Origin of the sequence: Pantoea sp. Z09 (assembly GCF_022394795.1) — a bacterium.
GTDB classification, from domain to species: domain Bacteria; phylum Pseudomonadota; class Gammaproteobacteria; order Enterobacterales; family Enterobacteriaceae; genus Pantoea; species Pantoea latae.
In genome coordinates this window covers 2211968-2234475 of record NZ_CP092373.1, presented here as the reverse complement: position 1 = coordinate 2234475, position 22508 = coordinate 2211968, and the positions used below count along the sequence as shown (strand labels likewise).

Sequence of the window (22508 nt, the reverse complement as noted above, 5' to 3'; positions counted from 1 at the left end):
TCTGTGTCGGCCTGGTATTGTTAACCAGGATGCCGTAAATCACAACGCAGGACATTTTGTGATCCTTTTCGCTTTTTAAACATTCCGGGTTGCGCGCCCGGTCAGAGCGGGTGCATAGTCATGTTGCATATAAAATCGCAATTGAATATTTATTCAAGCGGAGAATAACGAATGAACGCACCTCTCGTCAAACTTACCCTACTGGCTTCACTGATGGCGCTCTCGGCCGCCACGCACGCCGCCGATAAAGGCCTGCTGGCGATCATTACCCCGTCGCACGATAACCCCTTCTTTAAAGCGGAGGCGGACGGCGCGCAGGAGAAAGCTAAAGCGCTCGGCTACGCCACGCTGGTGGCGTCGCACGACGACGACGTCAGCAAGCAGAACCAGCTGATTGAAACCGCCATCGCGCGCAAGGCGAAGGCGATTATCCTCGACAACGCCGGCGCGGACGCCACCGTCGGCCCGGTGCAGAAGGCCAAAGAAGCCGGCATCCCGACGTTCCTGATCGACCGGGAGATCAACAAAACCGGCATCGCCGTGGCGCAGATCGTCTCCAACAACTACCAGGGCGCGCAGCTCGGCGCCGAGAAGTTCGCCAAACTGCTTAACGGCAAAGGGAGCTACGTCGAGCTGCTGGGCAAAGAGTCGGACACCAACGCCGGCGTGCGCTCGCAGGGCTATCACGACGTGCTGGACGACTACACCGATCTGAAAATGGTGGCGCAGCAGAGCGCCAACTGGAGCCAGACCGAGGCGTTCAGCCGCATGGAGACCATCCTGCAGAAGAACCCGAACATCGTCGGCGTGATCTCCGGCAACGACACCATGGCGCTGGGCGCGGAGGCGGCGCTGAAGGCGGCGGGCAAAACCAACGTTATCGTGGTGGGCTTCGACGGCAGCGACTACACCCGCGACTCCATTATCAACAAAGGCAATATCAAGGCCACGGTGCTGCAGCCGGGCTGGGCGCAGGCGCAGATGGCGGTGGAGCAGGCGGACTACTACCTGAAAAACGGCAAAGCGCAGAAAGAAGAGAAGCAGCTGATGGACTGCGTGCTGATTGACGACAGCAACGCGTCGAAGCTGAAAAACTTTAACCTGGCGAAATAACCGGAGGCGGCATGAAGCGGATGCGGGCCATTCTGGCCATTAGCCTGGCGTTAGCAGTAAGCGGCTGTACCGTGGTGGATCTCGACGCCAGCGGCAATCCGATCATGCCGAAAGATCCCCATGCGAAACCCGGCTACAGCAACCAGACGCCGCAGCAGATCGCCGAAGCGAGCTGGCAGAGCCGGGTGCTCGACGTGGCCCAGCAGCACGCCCTGAGCTGGGCGGATATGGAAACCAAAAGCAGCACGGTGAAAGCGGGCGGCAGCGAAAGCGTCTTCGTGCGCGCCAGCGGCACGGTGGCGGCGCTGGATGAGAGCAACAGCCGCGAACGCATCCTGACGCTGACCCTGAACGGCAAGCCGGTCAGGGTCAGTATCGGCCCGGTGATACGCAGCAACGCGCTGCGTGACGCGGCGGGTTTCCGCTTCGAGGAGTTCACCAATCAGGTGCAGTATGCGCAGCTGACCCGCGCGCTTAACCGCCACGCGGTGCAGCAGCTGCCGAAGGTGGACGCCAGCTGGGTCGGCAAACCGGTGCAGGCGCTGCTGGCGGTGGAGATGGGTCACGGCACCGTCAATGATGTGATGGCGGTCGAGCTGAAATCGGGAGAGGCGCCATGAGCGACGACATCATCCTGAGCGCCCACAACATCTCCATGCTGTTCCCCGGCACGCTGGCGCTGGATCGCGTCGACTACCGCGTCTGGCGCGGCAAGGTCAACGTGATTATCGGCGAGAACGGCGCGGGCAAATCGACCCTGATGAAAATCCTCGCCGGGGTGCAGCAGCCCACCAGCGGCGAACTCTTCCTCAACGGCGAAAAGGTGGTGCTGAGCAGCACGCGCGCCGCGGCGAAGCTCGGCATCGGCATGGTGCATCAGGAGCTGAACCTGTTTGAAAACCTCTCGGTGGCGGAAAATATCTTTCTCGGCCGCGAGCTGCAGCGCGGCATTCGGCCGATTAACGAAGCGGAGCAGGAGCGGCGCACCGCCGCGCTGATGGCGCGCCTCGACCAGCCGATTTCGCCGAAAGAGCACGTCGGCAATCTTAAGGTCGGGCAGCAGCAGCTGGTGGAGATCGCCAAAGCGCTGGCGGAAGACGCCGACATTCTGATCCTCGACGAACCCACCTCGGCGCTGAGCAAAACCGAGGTGGAGATCCTGTTCCGTGTGATCCGCGAGCTGACGCGCCAGGGCGTCACCATCATCTACATCTCGCACCGCCTCGAAGAGCTGATGGCGATCGGCGACAGGATCACCATCCTGCGCGACGGCCGCTTTCAGGCGGAGGCGGCGGTCAGCGAGATCGACGTGCCCTGGATCGTGCGCGAGATGCTCGGCAGCGAGCCGATGAGCAACTTCCTGCCGGAGGGACGCGCGTTCGGCGCGCCGGTGCTGGAGGCGGAGCATATCACCTGCGTCAGCCCCAACGGCAACACGGTGGTGGATGACGTCACCTTTAACGTGCGCGCCGGGGAGATCGTCGGCATCTACGGCCTGATGGGCGCCGGACGCACCGAGCTGTTCGAATGCCTGCTCGGCAGCGAGCGCAACTATCTTGGCAAAATCTGGCTCGACAGCAAGCCGGTGCCGACGCGGCTGCCGCCCGCCGAACGCATCCGCATGGGTATGAGCCTGGTGCCGGAAGATCGCAAGCGCGCCGGGATTTTTCCGGTGTCGTCGGTGGCGAGCAATCTCACCATCGCCAGCCTGTGGCGGCGGCTGTCGCACCGCTTCGCCATCGCCCAGCAGCAAGAGCAGGAGGCGGTAACGCACACCGTCGGCAATCTGGCGATCAAGATCTCCTCGCCGGAGGTGGCGATCAGCGCGCTGAGCGGCGGCAACCAGCAGAAGGTGGTCATCGGCCGCTCGCTGCTGACCAACCCGCGCCTGCTGCTGCTCGACGAGCCGAGCCGCGGCATCGACGTCGGCGCCAAGGCGGAGGTGTTCCGCATGATGGTGCGGCTGTCGGAGCAGGGCATCGCGGTGCTGTTCTCCACCTCCGATTTAAAAGAGATCATGGCGGTGGCCGATCGCATCCTGGTGATGTCGGGCGGCAAACTCACGGCTGATATCGCTCGCGGCGACGCGGAAGAGTCAGCGCTGGTCAAAGCAAGCGCACAGGGGTTTTAAGCATGAAAGGCAACAACGCTATGACGATGGCCGGCCAGCCGGCGAAGGCGTTTAACTCGCGCGAAAGCATTATCCTGCTGCTGCTGAAGCTGCGCACCTTTATCGCGCTGTTTTTGATCGTCGGCTTCTTTGCGATAACCGTGCCCGACTTTCTCGCGGTGGGCAGTCTGGTGATTATGGTGAAGCATATCGCCATCAACGCCTTCCTGGCGCTGGGCATCACCTTCGTGATCATCACCGCCGGCATCGACCTCTCTATCGGCGCAACGCTGGGGCTGTGCGGCATGATCGCCGGCTGGATGATCACCAAAGGGATCGTGCTGCCGATGTTCGGCATCGCCATCTTTCCCAGCGTCTGGATCATCGTGCCGCTGGTGCTGTTCATCGGCGGGCTCATTGGCGCGGCGAACGGCTGGATCATCACGCGCTACAACGTTGCGCCCTTTATCTGCACGCTGGGCACCATGTATATCCTGCGCGGCGCGGCGATGCTCACTTCGGGCGGGGAGACCTTTCCAGGCCTGCAGGGCAATCCGCTGCTCGGCAACACCGGCTTCGACCGCATCGGCGCCGGCTCGCTGCTCGGCCTGCCGTACGCCATCTGGATGATGGTGCTGCTGGCGCTGGTGATCGCCTATATCGCGCGCCGTCTGCCGTTTGGCCGTCAGGTCTACGCTATCGGCGACAACGAGCGCGCCGCCGAACTCTCTGGCGTCAAGGTGAAACAGGTGAAGATCTGGGTCTATACGCTCTCCGGCTTCTGCGCGGCGATTGCGGGCATCGTGGTGTCGTCGCAGCTGGTGGCCAGCCATCCCGCCAATGGCACCTCGTTTGAGATGAACGCCATTGCGGCGGTGGTGCTGGGCGGCACCTCGCTGGCGGGCGGACGCGGCACCATTCTCGGCACCCTGGTCGGCGCCTTTGTCATCGGCTTTCTCGCCGACGGCCTGATCATGATGGGGGTCAGCGAATTCTGGCAGATGGTGATCAAGGGCATCGTTATCATCATCGCCGTCATCATCGACCAGATGCAAAACCGCATGCAGCAGAAAGCGGCGGTGGTGGCGCAGAAGGCGCTGATCGAGGAGGGTGGCGAGGCGAAAAGTTAATCGGTGGCGGTGCAGGCGAGCTGTTTTGCTGCACCCCTTTTTTTACCCACTATGAATATATATTCGTATATGATTTTTAATTCAGAGGTGAGAGATGAATCCTTTCAATCTTCCGGTCGACGAACTGCAGCGTAAGGCGCGCGCCGTGCGCCGCCGTATTATCCAGCTTAACGCCGGCAGCCCGGCGGGCGGCCACACCGGCGCGGATCTGTCGCAGGCGGATATCGTCACCGCGCTCTATTTCCGCATTCTTAACTGCGCGCCGGATCGCACCGAGGATCCGCAGCGCGACATCTATATCCAGTCGAAAGGCCACGCCGTCGGTGGTTACTACTGCGTGCTGGCGGAGGCGGGCTATTTCCCCACCGAGTGGCTGCCGACCTATCAGCATGCTGACTCGCATCTGCCGGGCCATCCGGTGCGGCAGAAAACCCCCGGCGTCGAACTCAACACCGGCGCGCTCGGCCACGGCCTGCCGGTGGCGGTAGGGCTGGCGCTGGCGGCGAAAAAAGATGGCAGCCAGCGGCGCATCTTCGTGGTGACCGGCGACGGTGAGCTGGCGGAAGGCAGCAACTGGGAGGCGGCGCTGGTGGCGGCTCACTACGGCCTCGATAACCTGATTATCATCAACGACAAAAACAAGCTGCAGCTGGCGGGCGCGACGCGCGACATCATGAACACCGATCCGCTACCGGAAAAATGGCGCGCCTTCGGCCTGGAGGTGACGGAGTGCAACGGCAACGATATGGCGCAGCTGGTCGACACGCTGGAAAGCCTGCCGCAGAACGGCAGGCCACAGGTGGTGGTGGCGCACACCGAGAAAGGGTTTGGCGTCTCCTTTATTCAGAGCAAGGCGGAGTGGCATCACCGCGTGCCGAAGGGCGAAGAGATTGAACTGGCACTGGAGGAACTGAAAGATGAGTAATGCACAACATTTAGCCAGCGTAATGGTGAACGCGTTTATCGACGCGGTGAATCGCGGCGTCGATCTGGTGCCGGTGGTGGCAGACTCCACCTCCACCGCGAAAATTTCGCCTTTTATTAAAGCCTTTCCCGACCGGCTGGTGAACGTCGGCATCGCCGAACAGACGCTGGTCGGCACCGCCGCCGGGCTGGCGCTCGGCGGTAAGATCGCCGTCACCTGCAACGCCGCGCCGTTTCTGGTGTCGCGCGCCAACGAGCAGGTCAAAGTCGACGTCTGCTACAACAACACCAACGTCAAGCTGTTCGGCCTGAACGCCGGCGCCAGCTACGGCCCGCTCGCCAGCACCCACCACAGCATCGACGATATCGCGGTGATGCGCGGCTTCGGCAACATTGAAATCTATGCGCCATCCTGTCCGCTGGAGTGCCGCCAGATTATCGATTACGCCATTGAGCATGTCGGCCCGGTCTATATTCGCCTCGACGGCAAAGATCTGCCGCAGCTGCACGATGAAAACTACCGCTTCGAGCCGGGCAAAATCGATTGTCTGCGCGAAGGCAAGGATATTGCGCTGGTGGCGATGGGCTCGACGGTGCATGAGATTGTTCACGCGGCGGAGCAACTGGCTGAAAAAGGGATCGCGGCGGGTGTGATCAGCGTTCCATCCATCAGACCTTGCGATACCCAACAGCTGCGCAACCTGTTAAATCACTATCCAGCCGTGATCAGCGTGGAAGAGCACAACGTCAACGGCGGCGTCGGCAGCCTGGTGGCGGAAGTGCTGGCGGAAGGGGGCTGCGCCATTCCGCTGCTGCGGCTCGGCATCCCTGACGGCCAGTACGCTATTGCGGGCGATCGCGCCTCAACCCGAGCGCATCACGGCATCGACGCCGCGAGCGTGGTTAACAGCGCAGTGCGCATTTGCGCGGGAGCCTGACCATGGAAGACGCCGTTATTCTGGCGATTGATGAAGGCACCACCAACGCCAAGGCGATCGCCGTCAATCGTCAGGGCAGCGTGGTGGCGCGCGGCAGCCAGCCGCTGTCGCTGTCGCATCCGCAGCCGGGGCTGGCGGAGCAGGACGCGCTGGCGATCTGGCAGGCGGTGAAGCAGGCGGTGACCGACTGTCTGGCGCAGTGTCGCGGCGCGCCCGTGGCGGCGGTGGCGATCAGCAATCAGCGCGAGTCGGTGCTGATCTGGCAGCGGCGCGACGGCAAGCCGCTCACGCCGCTGGTGAGCTGGCAGGATCGCCGCTCTGAAGCGTTCTGCCGCGATCTGCGCGCCGCCGGCAGCGCCTCGCGCATTACCGGGCTGACCGGGCTGGCGGTGGATCCGATGTTCCCGGCGGCGAAGCTGACCGGCATGCTGGCGGGGATCCCGGACGGCGCGGCGCGCGCGGCGGCGGGCGAGCTGTGCATCGGCACCGTCGACAGCTGGCTCGCCTGGCAGCTCAGCGCGGGTGAGAGCTTTGTGACCGATCACGCCAACGCCGCGCGCACCCAGCTCTACAGCCTGCACAGCAACGGCTGGGACGATGAGCTGCTGCGGCTGTTCCAGCTGCCGCGCGCCGCGCTGCCGACCATTGTGCCGTCGGCCAGCGCGCAGGGCGTGGTGGCGATTGACGATATTCCCGGCCTGCCGCGCGGCACGCCGCTGCTGGCGCGCATCGGCGACTCGCACGCGGCGCTACAGGCGCAGCGGCGCGGCGACGAAGAGGTGGTAAAGGCGACCTACGGCACCGGCTCGTCGCTGATGATGTCGATGGCGACGCCGCTGCTCACCGACAACGGCCTCAGCACTACGGTTGCCTGGCATGACGGCGAGCTGCGTTTCGCCTTTGAGGGCAATATCACCCATACCGGCTCCGGCGCCGCCTGGCTGGGTAAAATGCTCGGCATTCAGGACCCGCGCGAGCTGACCGCGCTGGCGCAGCGCACCGACAGCAATCAGGGCATCTATTTTGTGCCGGCGCTCTCCGGGCTGGGCGCGCCCTGGTGGGATCTCAAGGCGCGCGGCATGGTGTGCGGCCTGACCGACGCCGCCACGCCTGCGGTGCTGGCGCGGGTGGCGCTGGAGTCGATCGTTTTTCAGATCGCCGACGTTTTCTTTGCTATGGAGCAGGCCGGCGGCCAGCATCTTTCGGCGCTCTGCGTGGACGGCAGCGCCACCGCCAACGACTGGCTGATGCAGCTGCAGGCGGACGTGCTGCAGCGTCCGCTGCTGCGCGCGCCCACGGCGGAGGTTTCCGCGCTCGGCGCGGCGCTGCTGGCGGGCAAGACGCTGGGCTGGTGGCAGCAGGGCAGCGAGATGCAGGCGCTGCAGGGCGGCACGCGCGTCGAGCCGCGCCGCGAGCAGGCGCAGGCGATGCGGGAGAACTACCAGGGCTGGCTGGAGGCGGTGGCGCGCTGTCGGTTTCAGCCGGCGTGAATGTTAGTGAATGTATTAAATGAGGTCTTCAACAAGGTGCGGACGTGGGTGACAAGGCCCGATCGCAAAGACGCAAAAAGCGTCATCCCTGACAGCTCGGCCCGCGCGTTTACGCCCCTCATCCCTGAGGGGCGCCCGTCACCGGGCCAACGCGTTGCGTTGTTCAAAAACGCTCCTGGCGTTTTTGTCCTTGTCGCGGGACGCTTTGCTCTTCGGTCCATGTCACCCACGTTTTAAGTTTATTAGCCGCCTGAAAAAGCATGGCATGACTATTTATTAACTGGGCCTCTAAACAGCCACACCATAGCCAAAGGGAAAGGGCGCTTCGCCCGAAGAGCAAAGCGTCCCGCGACAAGGATGTCGCGGGCCGAGGCGCAGGGATGCTTTATGCCGTCTTTGCGATCGGGCGAAACGCCCTTGACCCATCACGAAACGTAAAGCGACGGGTTCTGGCAAACTACGCCCGCCGCGCCTCTTTCTCATCGTTCTCCGCGTGCAGCATCTCCACCGGCGGAATACGTCCGCCGCTGAACTCCACCTGACGGATCGGGAAGGCGAAACGGATATCGCGCTGCTCCAGCGCCGCCATCAGCTGCAGGTTAATCTCCTGCTGAATATCCATATATTTGTTGTAGTCGGCGTCGAGCACGAAATAGACCACCTCGAAGGTAAGCTTCGAATCTTCGAAAGCGAAAAAATGGGCGCGGTCGAAGCGGGTCAGCTCGATGCCCTGAATAATCGACTTCACCAGATCGCTCACTTCGCGCACCTCAGCGGAGGGCGTGCCGTAGCTCAGGCCAAAACGAAACACAATGCGCCGCTGCTGCATACGCTTGTAGTTGTGGATGGTCTGCTGCAGCAAAATGGTATTGGAGCAGACAATCTGCTCGCCGCTCAGGCTGCGCAGGCGCGTGGTCTTCAGGCCGATATGCTCGATAGAGCCGGCGATATCGCCGAACACGATAAAATCGCCGTGCTCAAACGGCTTATCGAAGCCGATCGCCAGCGAGGCGAAGACGTCGCTCAGCACCGTCTGGATCGCCAGTGCGATGGCGATACCGCCTACGCCGAGACTCGCCACCAGCGCGGTAATATTGATGCCCATATTCGACAGAATGGCGAGCAGCATCATCACCCAGACCACCACGCGCAGCAGAATGCCGAGGATCACCGTGGTGACCGGGTTGCGCACATGCAGCGGGTCGCGCAGCAGATTATGCAACCACAGCCGGATGCCGCAGTCGATCCACATGGCCAGCTGCACGGCGAACGCGAGGAACCAGCCGTGGGAGATAAACCCGTTCCAGCTGGCAGGCACGTCGACGAAGCGCAGGGCGATCAGCAGCGAAAAAATCAGCAGCAGCAGCTGGCTGGTGCTGCGCAGGATCTCTACCAGAATCGAGGTGACGCGCACATGACGCTGCTCGCTGTAGCGCGCGATGCGGCCGCAGATAAAGCGAATGGCGCTGCGCAACAGCCAGTAGATCACCAGCGTGCCCACGACCACGATAGCGCTGTTGATCCAGAAAGTTTGATTAAGAAAAAGACGTTGAAAATAGCCGGATGAGAGCCAGTTTTCCATTGGGGAGATTCTCCTTGCTGGGAGCCGGTTTAAAAAAGAGAGCAAGGAGAAGCATAGCCTGGATGCGGCCGGAGGCCGCGCAAATCACTGAATAATTACTGAAATCGATTCGCTTTGTCGCGCGCCAGGCGCTCAAGGGCGAAAATCACCTGCTGCAGCTGACGCTCCTGCAGCGGCTCGATAGCGGTAAAACGGAAGCTGAGGCGTGGCGTAACGCGCGTTTCATTTTTGCTGCTGACCACGCTGCGCTCGCCGATATGCAGCAGCTGCGCCCCGACCTCAAACTGGCCATACTCGCCCAGCTCGACGCGCAGCTTGTTAAACCTGTCGCCGCTGTTCAAACCGTCCGGCAGCGCCTCGTCTACCAGCACGCCGATGCCGCCCAGCGACAGATCCTGCAGGCGAAAACGCACCTTCTTGCCGTTGGGCCACTCGCTGTGACAGTAAAACGTCGGCTCCAGCGGCGCAGAGATACGGAAAAATTCGCGGCGCTGAATTTGCCACAGCAGCTCCGGCAGCGGCGCGCTAAAGGCGGGCAGCCCGTCGAAGGTGGTTCTCTCCAGCGTGCCGAGGCTGAACTCTACCTTGGCGCCATGCGTTTCAGCGGAGACGCTCACCTCGTGGCAGGCGAGAATATAGTCGTTGTCGAGATTATTGCTGCCGAGATCGAAAATAATGCGCTCTGCATCGGCATCCAGCATGCGGCTGATAAACTGACCGCGCGAAAAAGTGACCATCAAGGGCGTCTGAAAACGCAGCAGATCCTTCATTACGCCTAAAACCGCCAGCGTGCCACGTTTGAGATACTGTTCGTTGTCGGCTTCTTTCACTTCCTGGCTCCAAAAGAGGGCAAATTTACGGTTCGTTAATCCATTATTCTTTGACCATTATCGGCGATCGCCGCGGGAGCTTTAGATTTTTAAGTCAATTTTTTGCCGCCGTTTACCCTGCAGTAAAAAATTTACTGTCTATACTTATCTCTGTAATTCTCCTGATTAATCAGGCGGTCACAAATTAAACGCAAAAGAAAGGAGTAGTTGATGGGTATCATTTCATGGATCATCTTTGGTTTAATCGCCGGTATTCTCGCTAAGTGGATCATGCCGGGTCGCGATGGCGGCGGTTTTATCGTCACGGTGATCCTGGGGATTATCGGTGCGGTGGTCGGCGGCTGGATCAGTACGCTGTTCGGCTTCGGTCGAGTAGACGGCTTCAACTTCGGCAGCTTTGTGGTGGCAGTTATCGGTGCGCTGGTGGTGCTGTTTATCTACCGTAAAGTCCGTAGCTAGTACGCATTGCGTCAGAACTGCAACGGGACGACCTCTGGTCGTCCCGTTTTACGTTAAACGCTAGAAATCATATCCCACCGTTAACAGCAGCGAGCGATCCGCGCCCCAGTAGCAATAGCCGGTGCCGTAGCAGGCCGCGACATAGTGACGGTTGGTCAGGTTACTGGCGTTAACCTGCAGCCACGCGCCCTTCAGGCTGTGCTGCCAGGCGCCTAAATCGGCGCGCACCGAGGCGTCAAACAGCGTAACCGAAGGCACGCGCCGGCTGTTTTCATTGTCCGCCCACTGCTTGCCGATATAGCGCACGCCCGCGCCGACGCCAATCCCGGCGTCAAACTGATAGTGGCCCCAGAATGAGGCGATGCTGTTGGGCGTTACATAGGGCGTATGGCCATCATTGCCGTCCACCGTCTCTTTATAGCGCAGATGATTCAGCGTATAGCCCGCCACCGTACTCAGGCGCGGCGTCAGCTGATTATGCGCCTCCAGCTCAATCCCCTGCGAATGCACCTTGCCGGTCGGCGTATAGGTGGAGTCGACGATATTGCGCGTGGCGACATCCTTTTGCGTCAGATCGTAGAGCGCCAGCGTGTAGAGATCGCGCGTGCCCGGCGGCTGAAACTTCACGCCCGCCTCATACTGCTCTGAGGTGGTCGGCTGCAGCAGATTGCCATCCGAGCCGGTCAGGGCGGTGGGGGTAATCGCCTGGCTGTAGCTGAGGTAAGGGGAGACGCCGCTGTCAAAGGCGTAGAGCAGCGCCGCGCGCCCGCTGATATGGTCGTCCTGCCGGCGCGCCGTGCCGCTGTTGTCGGCGACGATGCGGTCGTAGCGTCCAGAGAGATCGAGATGCCAGCGATCCCACGCCATCTCATCCTGCAGGTAGATCCCGGTCTGATAGTAGCGGCGCGTCTCGCGCGTCCAGCTCATGTCCGGCATCGGCCCGAGCGCCGCGCCGGTGGCGGCGTCGAGCGCGCTGGCGGCGCCGCTCGCCTCGCTGAGATCGTTCTTATAGCGATGATATTCCGCGCCGAGCGACAGGCGATGCGTCAGCTCACCGGTGGCGAACTCCGCCGTGATGCGGTTATCCGTCGCCCAGGCGGAAAGCGAGGAGCGCTCGCCGGAGTAGTAGCGGTTTAGCACGCGGCTGTCGGGCGCCTGCCAGCCGATCTGATAGACCTGATCGAGATCGACGTCAGAGTGGCTGTAGCTGCCCACCGAGCTAAAGGACCAGACGTCGTTAAAACGATGCTGGAAGTCATAGCTGTAGATCTGCTCGCGCCGTTTAAACTGGTCCAGCGACGGATCGCCGTCGTAGAATCCGGTGCTGAGCTTCGCGCCGTTGTGGGCGCTCAGCGCGCCGTCGCCCGGCACCGACCCGTGATAGCCACCCGACGGATCTTTTTGCAAATAGGCGCGCAGCAGCAGCTGCGTATCTTCCGTGGGCTGCCACATCAGCTGCGGCATCAGCGCATACTTCTCCTCGCGCGTGTGGTCATACTGGGTATCGCTGTTGCGCGTCATGCCGGTCAGGCGAAACGCCCACTGGTCGTTGATGGCGTTGGCATAGTCGAACGCCGCGCCGCGCGCGTCGTGGTTGCCCGCCGACAGCCGGAAGTGTCCCGTTTCGCTGAACTGCGGACGGCGCGTGGTCTGGTTCACCAGCCCGCCCGGCACCGTCTGGCCGTAGAGCGCGGACGAGGGGCCTTTGATTACGTCGACGCGCTCCAGAAACCAGGGGTCGACCTGCAGCACGTTATAGCTGCCGCCGTCGCTCATCAGGCGCAGGCCGTCGAGAAAGGTGTTATCGACGTCGCCGCCGTGGAAGCCGCGCAGCGAAATCGTATCGTAGCGCGTCGCCGCGCCGCCGAAGTTGGTAAACACCCCTGGCGTATAGTTCAGCACCTGATTGAGATCGATCGCGCCCTGATCGTCTATCTGCTGGCGGGTAATCACCGACACCGACTGCGGCGTCGTCACCAGCGAACGATCGCTTTTGGTGGCGCCCGCGCTGGTGGTGGCGAGGTAGCCCTGCGTCGGGCTGTCCGCGCGATCCTGCGGCGAAGCGGTGACCATAAGCGTCTCAGCCGCCAGGCTGGCGGCGGGCAGCGCGATCGCCAGCGCGCACAGCAGCGCGCAGCGGTGAGGGGTAAACGGCAGCGTCATGTCCTGTCCTTGTTTGGGCCGCAAAACGGGCGCGGCGGATAAATAGTAAAGATTCTCAAAATCAGAGTGAGAATTATTATCAATATGTGAAAAATGTTTCAAGCGTTGTGACAGGAGAGGAGTCTGAAAAAAGGGGCGAAGGGAGAACCCTTCGCCTGAGGGAGGTTATTTCGTGGTGGCCGAAGCCTGAGGAATATCCTGCGCGCTGTTACAGGTTTTCTCTTTCGGACAGTATTTGTCGAGCAGCATCAGCGTCACGCCGTTGGTCCAGCCGAAGCCGTCCTGCAGCGGATATTCGCCACCGCCGCCGCCGCCGAGGTTCGGCCCGTCGACCACATACTTCTCAACCAGCTTGTGCTCTTTGTCGTAGGTGGTCTGCACGTTCTGCAGGAAGCGCAGGCCGACCTGCTGCGCCAGCTGCGGCTTGTTGTAGTGCTCCAGACCTTCCACCGCTACCCACTGCAGCGGCGCCCAGCCGTTTGGCGCATCCCACTGCTGGCCGTTGTTCACCGTAGTGGTGAGCAGACCGCCCGCCTTCAGCAGCTGTTTCTCTACCGCCGAGGCGGTGCGATCGGCCTGCTTGTCGCTGGCCAGCTGCATATAGAGCGGGAAGAGCGCCGCGGCGGTCAGCTGCGGGCTGGCCTGGCGCGTCTTGCTGTCGTAGTCGGCGTACCAGCCCTGTTTCTCATCCCACAGGTAGCGATTCACCGCCGCCTGGCGCTTCTCCGCCCGATCCGCGAACTGCTTCGCCTTATCCTGCTGCTTGTCAAGGCGATACCCGTTGGCCAGCGTCTTCTCCAGGTGGAACATCAGGCTGTTAAGATCGACCGGCGCCAGCTGAGTGGTGCGAATTGAGGCCAGATTGTGCGCGTCGCTGAACCAGCGCGAGCTGAAGTCCCAGCCGGAGGCCGCGCCGGCGCGCAGGTCACGGTACAGTTCGCCTTTGTCACGCTGCGGCGCTTTCTTCGCGGTATTGACGTCATCCAGCCAGGATTCGGTGCGCGGCGCGTCGCGCGCGTCCCAGTAGCGGTTGAGCACCGTGCCGTCCGCCAGCTTGATCACGCGCTTGCTCGCCTGACCAGCGGCAACGCTGTCGCTGTCTGCCATCCAGTAGTCATACTCTTTTTGCAGCTGCGGCAGATATTTGCGGTAGGCCGCGTCGCCCTCGTGCGTCGCCAGCAGATCGATCATCAGGCTAAAGAAGGGCGGCTGCGAGCGGCTGAGGTAGTAACTGCGGTTGCCGTTGGGGATGTGGCCGTAGGTATCCAGCTCCCAGGCGAAGTTATCCACCATATCCTGCACGCGATCCCAGTGGCCGCTCTCGGCCAGGCCGAGCATGGTGAAATAGCTGTCCCAGTAGTACACCTCGCGGAAGCGGCCGCCCGGCACCACGTAGGGCTTCGGCAGCGGCAGCAGCGAGTCGTAGCGCCCGGCGCTTTTGGCGGTGCGCGTCAGCACCGGCCACAGGCCGTCGATATGCGCGCGCAGGCTTTGACCGGCGGGCGGCACATACTTTTCGCCCGCGGCGGGTAGGGTGAAGTTGCTGGCGACGAAGCGCTTGAGATCGAAATTGCGCTGATTTTTCTGCATCTGCCAGTCCGCCAGGATCGACGCGGGATCGAACTTAGGCACCGCGTCGGCAAAGGTTTTCTGGTCTGGATAAAACTGCGCCTGCTGCACCGCACTGAACAACGGGCCAAGCCGCACGTCCGGCGGCTGCGGCTGGCTGCTGAGCATACGGGATTGATCCTCTGCGTGCGCCGTCAGCGCAGGCAAACCCAGCAGCAGGGTCAGCAGCACTGGCGCGACGCCATGACGCCCGACAGGCGCGGTTACGACAGTTTTTTTCATCGGTTTTTCTCCTTGTCCGAAAGGCGGCCGCGCGTAACGCATTGACCACTCAAACAACTTTAGTCGCAATCTGGCAACGTAGCGCAACCAGACTACGGAAATGTGAAGCAGGCCAGGAGTGCGACACTACCCGACGCGGCGCTTTTCGCTTGCCCTGGCGCCGCTTTTACCGGAGGCTGAGGGCAAAAAAACGAGGAGCAAAATGGATATTATCTGGTATCACCCGACGCAGGAGGGCGCGATCTGGCTGGAGGGAATGCAGCGGCGCCTGCCGCAGGCGCGCGTGCGGCGCTGGCAGCCGGGCGACAATGCGCCCGCTGATTATGCGATTGTACGTCAGCCGCCGCGCGAGCTGCTGGCGGATCGGCCGGGCCTGCGTGGCGTGTTCGCCATGGGCGCGGGCGTGGACGATATTCTCGCCCAGCTGGCGCGCTATCCCGAAATGCTGGCGCCGTCGGTGCCGCTGATCCGGCTGGAGGATGGCGGCATGGCGCGGCAGATGCAGGAGTACGCGCTCTGCTGCGTGCTCAGCTGGTTTCGCCGCTTCGACGACTATGCCCGGCAGCAGCAGCAGGCGCAGTGGCAGCCTTTGCCGCTGATGCCGCGCGAGGCGTTCAGCGTCGGCGTGCTCGGCGCGGGCGTGCTGGGGAAGAGCGTGATCGACGCGCTGAGGCCCTGGGGTTTCCCGCTGCGCGTCTGGAGCCGATCGCCCAAGCAGATCGCCGGCGTCGAGAGCTTTGCCGGCCGCGCGTCGCTCGACGCCTTTTTGCGCGGCGCGCAGGTGGTTATCAATCTGCTGCCCACCACGCCGGAAACCCTTAACCTGTTTGACGCGCGCACCCTGCGCCAGCTGCCGCACGGCGCCTGTTTCCTCAATATGGCGCGCGGCGCGCAGGTGGTGGAAGCGGATCTGCTGGCGGCGCTGGAGAGCGGGGAGCTGCGCGCCGCCGCGCTGGACGTGTTCCAGCAGGAGCCGCTGCCGCAGCATCACCCGCTGTGGCGTCATCCGCGCGTCACCGTCACGCCGCATATTGCGGCATTGACGCTGCCGGATGAGTCGATGGACGCCATTGCGCGCGCTATCGGCGCCATCGAGGCGGGCGAGAAACCGTCGGGCTGCGTTGATCGCCAGCGCGGCTACTGATGCGCTAATGATTGTCCGCCCGCACGGGCGGCTGAGAGGAGAAGAGAATGTATCCTGTTGATTTGCATATGCACACCGTTGCCAGCACCCACGCCTACAGCACGCTGCACGACTATGTCGCGCAGGCGAAAAACAACGGCATCCGGCTGTTCGCCATCACCGATCACGGCCCCGATATGGCCGACGCGCCGCACTACTGGCACTTCGTCAATATGAAAATCTGGCCGCGCGTTATCGACGGCGTCGGCATTCTGCGCGGCATCGAGGCCAATATCAAAAACCAGCAGGGCGAAATCGACTGCTCCGGCCCGATGCTCGGCTCGCTGGATCTGATTATCGCCGGCTTTCACGAGCCGGTTTACGCCCCGCGCGACAAGAGTCATCACACCGACGCGATGATTGCCACCATGGCCAACGGCGTGGCGCATATTATTAGCCATCCGGGCAACCCGAAGTTCCCGGTCGATATCCGCGCTATCGCCGAAGCGGCGGCGCACTACAACGTGGCGCTGGAGATCAACAACTCTTCGTTTACCACCTCGCGTCCCGGCAGCGAGCCGAACTGCCGCGCCATCGCCGAAGCGGTGCGCGACGCCGGCGGCAGGCTGGCGTTTGGCTCCGATTCCCACACCGCCTTTACGCTGGGGAATTTCGAGCACTGCCTGCGCATCACGCGCGAAGTGGATTTTCCTGATGATCGCGTGTTAAATGTCACGCCGCGCCGCCTGCTCGATTTTCTTGAGCAGCGTACCGGCAAGCAGATTGCCGAACTGGCGGATTTTTAAACCCTTTTGCCTCTGGAATAGTGCATGAACGAGTTTTCCATTCTCTGCCGCGTCATCGGTTCCCTGTTTAATCGCCAGCCGCAGGATCCGCTGCTGGTGCCGCTGTTTACGCTGCTGCGCGAGGGCAAACTCAGCGCGCAATGGCCGCTGGAGCAGGATGAGCTGCTGCAGCGCCTGCAGCAGAACAGCGATCCGCAGGCGCTGGCGGCGGACTATAACGCGCTGTTTGTCGGCCCCGACTGCAGCGTGCTGCCCTATGCCTCGCAGTGGCCGGAGGGTAAACCTGAGCCGGAAGTGCGCGCCTTTCTCGCCTCGCGCGGCATGCCGCTCGGCGACGCGCCCGCCGACCACTTCGGCGTGCTGATGCTGGCTGCCTCCTGGCTGGAAGATCAGTCGGCGGAAGATGAGAGCGCGGCGCAGTGCGCCCTGTTTGACAGCTATCTGCTGCCCTGGTGCGGCGCGTTTCTTGGCAAAGTCGAGGCGCACGCCACTACCGCCTTCTACCGCACGCTGGCGATGCTGAGCCGTGAAGCGATCCAGGCGATGTGGGATGAGCTGAACGAAGAGGCGGGCGACGCGTAACGCCGCCCGCTGTTTACCAGCGCGCCGGGTGCGCGCCCGGTTCGCAGCCCGGCGTCGCGCAGAGCTGCGGTGTGCCGGGCAGACGCGCGGCGGCGCGTAGCCGTTCGCCGACGCCCCAGGGCGTCAGCTCTGTTGTGGGCAGCAGGTCATGCTGATGGGCGCTAATGCCTGCGCTCGCGTGCCGGGAAGGATGCTGCTGTAGCAGCAGGGCGGTGCGCGCCAGCGACAGCCGCGCCTGGCTGCCGTAGCCGGTGACGCGGCGCTGACGCAGCCCCTCCAGCGCGGCGGCGGCCATCAGATAGCCGGTGGCGTGATCCAGCGCCTGCACCGGCAGCGGCGTCGGCCTGTCGCTTGCCGCCCAGACCATGCCGCGCTCGGCGATGCCGCACGCCATCTGCACCAGACTGTCGAAGCCGCGTCGGTTGCGCCACGGGCCGCGCCAGCCCCAGGCGTTAAGGCTGATATCCACCAGCCCCGGCGCCAGCGTTGCGCGCGTCTCTGCGTCAAACCCCAGCCGCTCCAGCGCGTCGGCGCGATAGCCATGCACCAGCACGTCCGCCTGCCGCAGCAGCGCGCGCAGCGTCTCGCGGCCCGCCGCCGTGGTGAAATCGACCACCGCGCGCCGTTTGCCGCAGCTCATCTCTTCATCCAGCGTCGGCTCGCCCCAGTCGGGCGGATCGAGACGCAGCACCTCTGCGCCCAGGCTGGCGAGAAAGCGGGTCGCTACCGGTCCGGCGATCACGCGCGTTAAATCGAGCACCCGCACGCCGAGCAGGGGTCGGGCGGCGGGCATCGGCCAGTTGCGCGCTGGCGCGGCGGCGCCACGCTGCCAGGCGATCAGCGGCTCGTCGCGCACTGCCTGACCCTGTGCATGCTGCTGCCACCCCTTTTCGCTGCGCATCTGCGCGGCGCAGCCGCCTGCGTCAACAATCGCCTGCTCCAGCGTCTCCGTCTGCCAGCGTGCAACCTGCTGCGCCAGCGCGTGGCGATCGGCGTGCCGGCCCAGCACGGATTCCATCGCCGCGCGGTGAGGCGGCGCGTTGGTGTGCAGGCGGATCCAGCCGTCGGCGCTGCGGTAATCACCGGCAAAGGCGTCCCAGAGCGCGGGCGCAGGGCGATTACGCGGGGAAAAGCTGTGCTGAAACCAGCGCGAGGCGAGGCGCACATTGACGCTGACCGGCTGGTCGCTGCCGATCAGCTCTGCCGTTGCCCGCGTCGCCAGCCCGATGCTGGTGGCGGCCAGCTCGCTGACGGCGAAGGCGGAGGAGAAGGTGGCGGTATCGAGAAAAACAGGCGCGGCGGCGGCGGGCTGCGGGCCGCGCAATCCTTGCCACAGCTGCTGCCACAGCGACGCGGCGAGCGGATAATCCATAAGTGTGCTCCAGAAATAAGCGGTATCCAGAGCATAGCACCGCTTGTCTAGCGGCGGCGCAGACGCGGAAAGCGCGCGTGCATACGCAGGCTGCGCAGGTTGATCACCGCAATCGCCGTGCCGCAGACCACCAGCGAGGCGCCGATAATCTTAAAGCTGTTGAGGCTGTCGCCCAGCACCAGGATGCCCATCAGCACCGACAGCACCGGCGTCAGCAGCGAGTAGGGCATGATCAGATTGACGTTGTACTGCTTCAGCAGTCCGTACCAGAGGGTATAGGCGACAATGGAGGAGGCGAGGGCGCTGTAGAGAATGCCGAACCAGCCGCGCCAGCCCGCCTGGCTCAACGCGTAGAACTGATGCGACTCCATCACAAAGCTCGACAGGCCGACGATGGGCACCGCCAGAAAGGCGATCCAGCCGGTCATGGTAAGCGGCTTAATCGGCGGCGATTTCTTGACGATCAGATTGCTCACCGCCCAGCCGGTGGCGCTGCAGAGCAGGATCGCCAGCACCCACCAGGCGGGAATGGTCGGGCTGCCGGAGAGCACCGCCACGCCGCACAGCGAGACGGCGATGCCGACCAGCTGGATCGCCCGCAGCCGCTCTTTCAGCACCACCATCGCCAGCAGCATGGCGATAGGCGTGCCGAGCTGCACCACAATCGCGCCGGTGCCGGCGTCGGTATAGCGCATGCCGACGAACAGCAGCGAGAAGTGCATAAAGCCGAAGGTAAAGGCGAGCGCTATCAGCCACGGCAGCTGCTGCCGCGTGATGCGGCAGAAGGGGATCAGCACGATCGCCACCACCACGAAGCGCATCCAGGTGAGAAACAGCGGCGGCAGCTCCAGCAGCCCCCACTTTACCGCCACGTTGTTGAATGCCCAGATGGATACCACCATCAACACCAGAAAAAAATGCCGCAATGCCACAATACTGTCCTTCGCTGTTATTTTTTCGCCACGCCCTAATGATGGCACGAAGCGGCGAGGCGCCGACAGGCGGCGACAAATATTTTTATGTTATGACGCGGGCGGGAAAATCATAAGACAAGCCGCCGCTTTGCTGTCAGACTGCTCTACCGAGACGTTCACCTGCAAAGGAGTCGATTCGTGACTGCCACTTCCGCTTTGCCTCTTGCCCTGATTCAGTTAGAAACGCCCCCTGCCGACGTAGTCGCGCGTATCGGTGAACAGCCGCGCTGGTTTATCGAGGCGCTCGGCCTGCAGCCTGACGATTATGTGATTGTGCGCCCCCATCTGGGCGAATCCCTGCCGCAGTTCGATCAGATCGGCGGCGCCATCCTCAGCGGCTCCTGGGCGATGGTCACCGATCACGCCGAGTGGAGCGAGCGCAGCGCGGCATGGGTACGGGCGGCGCTGGAGGCGCAGCTGCCGCTGCTCGGCGTCTGCTACGGTCATCAGCTGATGGCCTACGCGCTGGGCGGCAAAGTGGCGGACAACCCCAACGGCTGGGAGCGCGGTCTGCTGCCGGTGGTGTGCGACGCGGCGGCGCGGCGCGACAACCTGCTGGCAGCGCTGCCGGAACGGTTTAGCGTCTGGCTGTCGCATCGCCAGTCGGTGTTAGTCCCGCCGCCGCAGGCGCAGGTGCTGGCGGCGTCGGAGAAAGATGGCTGTCAGATCCTGCGCTACTCGCCGCAGGCGCTGTCGGTGCAGTTTCACCCGGAATTTTCGCGTCGCATTATGCGCGCCTGTTTGCCGCCGGGCGTCAGCGACAGCGGCGCGGATATCGACGGCGACGACTGGGCGCGCGAACTGCTGCTGGCGTTCTGGCAGCAGACGCGTCCGCAGGCGAGCCAGGCGCAGGGCGCCTGAGCGAAAAAGCGCGCTGCCTCTCCTTTCAGCCACCCGTACTCCTCTCTGTTTCGCCTGCCATGCGCAGGCGTTACGCTTTTCCTTTGCGGCGGTCACAGTTCTAGACAGCAACATCTGACAGGCCAGGTTTGTTCGTTCATTGTTAACAACACGTTTCATTGTTGTTTCAAATCCTGACCTGAAAGGAGTTTGATCATGCGTTACGCCTCTCCCGGAGAACAGGGTTCTCTGATCCAGCTGCAGAAAACCTACGGCAACTTTATTAACGGCGAATTCGTGACGCCGGTGAACGGCAACTACTTTACCAACACCTCGCCGGTCAACGGCTCTGACGCGGGCGAGTTTCCGCGCTCTGATAAGGCGGACGTCGACAATGCCGTCGCCGCAGCGCAGGCCGCCGCTGACGCCTGGGGCAAAACCTCGCCGCAGCTGCGTTCGCTGGCGCTGCTGAAGATTGCCGACCGGCTGGAGCAGAACCTCGAGTATATGGCGGTCAACGAGACCTGGGATAACGGCAAGCCGGTGCGCGAAACCCTGGCCGCCGATCTGCCGCTGGCGGTGGATCACTTCCGCTATTTCGCCGGCTGCGTGCGCGCTCAGGAGGGCACCGCCGCCGAGATTGATGAATTTACCGCCGCCTACCATTTTCATGAGCCGCTCGGCGTGGTGGCGCAGATTATTCCCTGGAACTTCCCGCTGCTGATGGCGGCGTGGAAGCTGGCGCCGGCGCTGGGCGCGGGCAACTGCGTGGTGCTGAAGCCCGCCGAGCAGACGCCGCTGAGCATCACGCTGTTTGTCGAACTGATTAAAGATCTGCTGCCGCCCGGCGTGATTAACGTGGTGCACGGCTACGGCAAAGAGGCGGGCGAGGCGCTGGCCTCCCATCCCGGCATCGCCAAGGTGGCGTTTACCGGATCCACGGCGACCGGCGGCCATATTCTCGAGCTGGCGGCGAAAAGCCTGATCCCTTCAACCGTCGAGCTGGGCGGCAAATCGCCGAATATTTTCTTCGAAGATATTATGCAGGCGGAAGAGAGCTTTATCGAGAAGGCCGCGGAAGGGGTGGTGCTCGGCTTCCTCAATCAGGGCGAGGTCTGCACCTGTCCGTCGCGCGCGCTGGTGCAGGAGTCTATCTACGAGCCGTTTATGGCAGCGGTGATGAAGCGCATCAAAACCATTAAGCGCGGCGATCCGATGGACAGCGAAACCATGGTGGGCGCGCAGGCGTCGCAGCAGCAGTTCGACAAGATCCTCTCTTATCTGGAGATCGCCCAGCAGGAGGGCGCGGAAGTGCTGGCCGGCGGCGGCATAGAGAAGCTGGAAGGCCATCTCGCCAGCGGCTACTACATTCAGCCGACGCTGCTGAAGGGCAACAACAGCATGCGCGTTTTCCAGGAGGAGATTTTCGGGCCGGTGGTGGGCATCACCACCTTTAAGGATGAGGCGGAGGCGATCGCCATCGCCAACGACTCGATTTACGGGCTGGGCGCAGGCGTCTGGACGCGCGACATCAACCGCGCCTACCGCGTCGGCCGCGCCATTAAGGCGGGGCGCGTCTGGACCAACTGCTATCACCTCTATCCGGCGCACGCCGCGTTCGGCGGCTATAAAAAATCGGGCATCGGGCGCGAAACCCACAAGATGATGCTGGATCACTATCAGCAAACCAAAAACCTGCTGGTGAGCTACAGCGTGCAGCCGCTCGGTTTCTTCTGATTTCGCGGCTGACGGCGTGTTGCCGCTGGGCAACACGCCGTTTTTGTTTCATCTTTATCTCAGTGCATTTAGCGGTTTTTCGACCCATTGTGAACTGTCATAACAGCGTAAAATAGCTGTGGCATGGTCAGGGCGGTGGTTCCTGACAGGCCAGAGGCCGAACTGAATAAGGAATGTTGATGAACGAATTTTATAATGTGCTGACTGAACATGACGAGGTGCTGGACGGCGTGGAGTACAGCATCATTGCGGTTAATTTGCCGGTTTCGCTGCGCGATGGCGATGCCGCCGCTCGACTGCAGGCGGGAGAAACGAGCGATGCGGCGGAAGTGCCGCGTTTCTGGTAAAGACAGACTGGCGTGGTGAGGTCTGCAGCCGTTGCGCAGACGCGGACGGCAGGGTCTGATCGCAAAGTCGCTCAAGGCATCCATGCGCGCTCGGCCCGCGAGGATACGCACCTCATCCATGAGGTGCGCCCGTAAAC

General features: G+C 62.8%; 20 protein-coding genes. 14 read left to right on the top strand and 6 right to left on the bottom strand.

Annotated features, from left to right (window positions below; genetic code table 11):
- Nucleotides 1-171 precede the first annotated feature (171 nt).
- From MC269_RS10650 to MC269_RS10620, 7 genes are all read left to right on the top strand, one after another.
- Nucleotides 172-1113, top strand: coding sequence for a D-ribose ABC transporter substrate-binding protein (locus tag MC269_RS10650; RefSeq protein ID WP_239952371.1), 942 nt, complete (start codon nt 172-174; stop codon nt 1111-1113).
- Nucleotides 1114-1133: 20 nt separating this feature from the next.
- Entirely contained in the window at nt 1134-1733 is a 600-nt protein-coding gene (locus MC269_RS10645; RefSeq protein ID WP_371824380.1) for a DUF2291 family protein, read from the top strand.
- A complete protein-coding gene (locus tag MC269_RS10640; RefSeq protein WP_081141139.1) occupies nt 1730-3244 on the top strand; it encodes a sugar ABC transporter ATP-binding protein in 1515 nt (504 codons plus the stop codon). The genes MC269_RS10645 and MC269_RS10640 overlap by 4 nt, the downstream gene beginning before the upstream one ends.
- Nucleotides 3245-3246: 2 nt before the next feature.
- The gene (locus MC269_RS10635) at nt 3247-4353 is read left to right on the top strand and encodes an ABC transporter permease (protein WP_081141140.1); all 1107 of its coding nucleotides are present in this window, start codon (nt 3247-3249) and stop codon (nt 4351-4353) included.
- Nucleotides 4354-4447: 94 nt separating this feature from the next.
- Nucleotides 4448-5278, top strand: a complete 831-nt coding sequence (locus MC269_RS10630) for a transketolase (RefSeq protein ID WP_239952369.1) — start codon at nt 4448-4450, stop codon at nt 5276-5278.
- Entirely contained in the window at nt 5271-6215 is a 945-nt protein-coding gene (locus tag MC269_RS10625; protein WP_239952368.1) for a transketolase family protein, read from the top strand. Before MC269_RS10630 ends, MC269_RS10625 begins: the two co-directional genes overlap by 8 nt.
- A 2-nt stretch (nt 6216-6217) precedes the next feature.
- Entirely contained in the window at nt 6218-7705 is a 1488-nt protein-coding gene (locus MC269_RS10620) for an FGGY family carbohydrate kinase (RefSeq protein WP_239952367.1), read from the top strand.
- Nucleotides 7706-8162: 457 nt separating this feature from the next.
- Here the strand turns inward: MC269_RS10620 and MC269_RS10615 are convergent, their stop codons facing one another.
- Both MC269_RS10615 and MC269_RS10610 read right to left on the bottom strand, forming a co-directional pair.
- Nucleotides 8163-9287 (bottom strand): mechanosensitive ion channel family protein, encoded by a 1125-nt coding sequence (locus tag MC269_RS10615; RefSeq protein ID WP_239952366.1) that lies wholly within the window; start codon nt 9285-9287, stop codon nt 8163-8165.
- A 95-nt stretch (nt 9288-9382) separates the two neighbouring features.
- Nucleotides 9383-10117 carry a flagellar brake protein gene (locus MC269_RS10610; protein ID WP_239952365.1) on the bottom strand — a complete coding sequence of 245 codons (735 nt, stop codon included), beginning with the start codon at nt 10115-10117 and terminating at the stop codon, nt 9383-9385.
- 210 nt (nt 10118-10327) lie between these two features.
- Between MC269_RS10610 and MC269_RS10605 the strand changes: the two genes are divergently transcribed.
- Nucleotides 10328-10576: a GlsB/YeaQ/YmgE family stress response membrane protein gene (locus MC269_RS10605; protein WP_081141146.1), complete on the top strand. Its 249-nt coding sequence runs from the start codon at nt 10328-10330 to the stop codon at nt 10574-10576.
- Nucleotides 10577-10636: 60 nt separating this feature from the next.
- Here MC269_RS10605 and MC269_RS10600 read toward each other — a convergent pair whose 3' ends face one another.
- Both MC269_RS10600 and treA read right to left on the bottom strand, forming a co-directional pair.
- Nucleotides 10637-12739, bottom strand: a complete 2103-nt coding sequence (locus MC269_RS10600; protein WP_239952364.1) for a TonB-dependent siderophore receptor — start codon at nt 12737-12739, stop codon at nt 10637-10639.
- A gap of 165 nt (nt 12740-12904) precedes the next feature.
- On the bottom strand, nt 12905-14590 hold the full coding sequence (gene treA, locus MC269_RS10595; protein ID WP_239952363.1) for an alpha,alpha-trehalase TreA: 1686 nt from the start codon (nt 14588-14590) through the stop codon (nt 12905-12907).
- A 202-nt stretch (nt 14591-14792) separates the two neighbouring features.
- Between treA and ghrA the strand changes: the two genes are divergently transcribed.
- The 3 genes from ghrA to MC269_RS10580 are packed head-to-tail and all read left to right on the top strand — an operon-like array spanning nt 14793 to nt 17101.
- Nucleotides 14793-15734: a glyoxylate/hydroxypyruvate reductase GhrA gene (gene ghrA, locus MC269_RS10590; RefSeq protein ID WP_239952362.1), complete on the top strand. Its 942-nt coding sequence runs from the start codon at nt 14793-14795 to the stop codon at nt 15732-15734.
- A gap of 47 nt (nt 15735-15781) precedes the next feature.
- Nucleotides 15782-16519 carry a phosphatase gene (locus MC269_RS10585; RefSeq protein ID WP_239952361.1) on the top strand — a complete coding sequence of 246 codons (738 nt, stop codon included), beginning with the start codon at nt 15782-15784 and terminating at the stop codon, nt 16517-16519.
- A gap of 24 nt (nt 16520-16543) precedes the next feature.
- Nucleotides 16544-17101 carry a molecular chaperone gene (locus MC269_RS10580; protein WP_239952360.1) on the top strand — a complete coding sequence of 186 codons (558 nt, stop codon included), beginning with the start codon at nt 16544-16546 and terminating at the stop codon, nt 17099-17101.
- Nucleotides 17102-17114: 13 nt separating this feature from the next.
- On the opposite strand, the gene MC269_RS10575 is transcribed toward MC269_RS10580, so the two are convergent.
- On the bottom strand, nt 17115-18473 hold the full coding sequence (locus tag MC269_RS10575; RefSeq protein WP_239952359.1) for a CoA transferase: 1359 nt from the start codon (nt 18471-18473) through the stop codon (nt 17115-17117).
- A 47-nt stretch (nt 18474-18520) separates the two neighbouring features.
- On the bottom strand, nt 18521-19405 hold the full coding sequence (locus tag MC269_RS10570) for a DMT family transporter (RefSeq protein WP_239952358.1): 885 nt from the start codon (nt 19403-19405) through the stop codon (nt 18521-18523).
- 180 nt (nt 19406-19585) lie between these two features.
- Between MC269_RS10570 and MC269_RS10565 the strand changes: the two genes are divergently transcribed.
- The 3 genes from MC269_RS10565 to MC269_RS10555 all read left to right on the top strand — a co-directional run bounded on the left by MC269_RS10565 (nt 19586) and on the right by MC269_RS10555 (nt 22371).
- Nucleotides 19586-20308, top strand: a complete 723-nt coding sequence (locus MC269_RS10565; protein WP_239952357.1) for a glutamine amidotransferase — start codon at nt 19586-19588, stop codon at nt 20306-20308.
- A gap of 195 nt (nt 20309-20503) precedes the next feature.
- Nucleotides 20504-22024: an aldehyde dehydrogenase family protein gene (locus MC269_RS10560; RefSeq protein WP_081141155.1), complete on the top strand. Its 1521-nt coding sequence runs from the start codon at nt 20504-20506 to the stop codon at nt 22022-22024.
- Between the two features lie 179 nt (nt 22025-22203).
- Nucleotides 22204-22371 (top strand): hypothetical protein, encoded by a 168-nt coding sequence (locus MC269_RS10555; RefSeq protein WP_239952356.1) that lies wholly within the window; start codon nt 22204-22206, stop codon nt 22369-22371.
- Nucleotides 22372-22508: the final 137 nt, after the last annotated feature.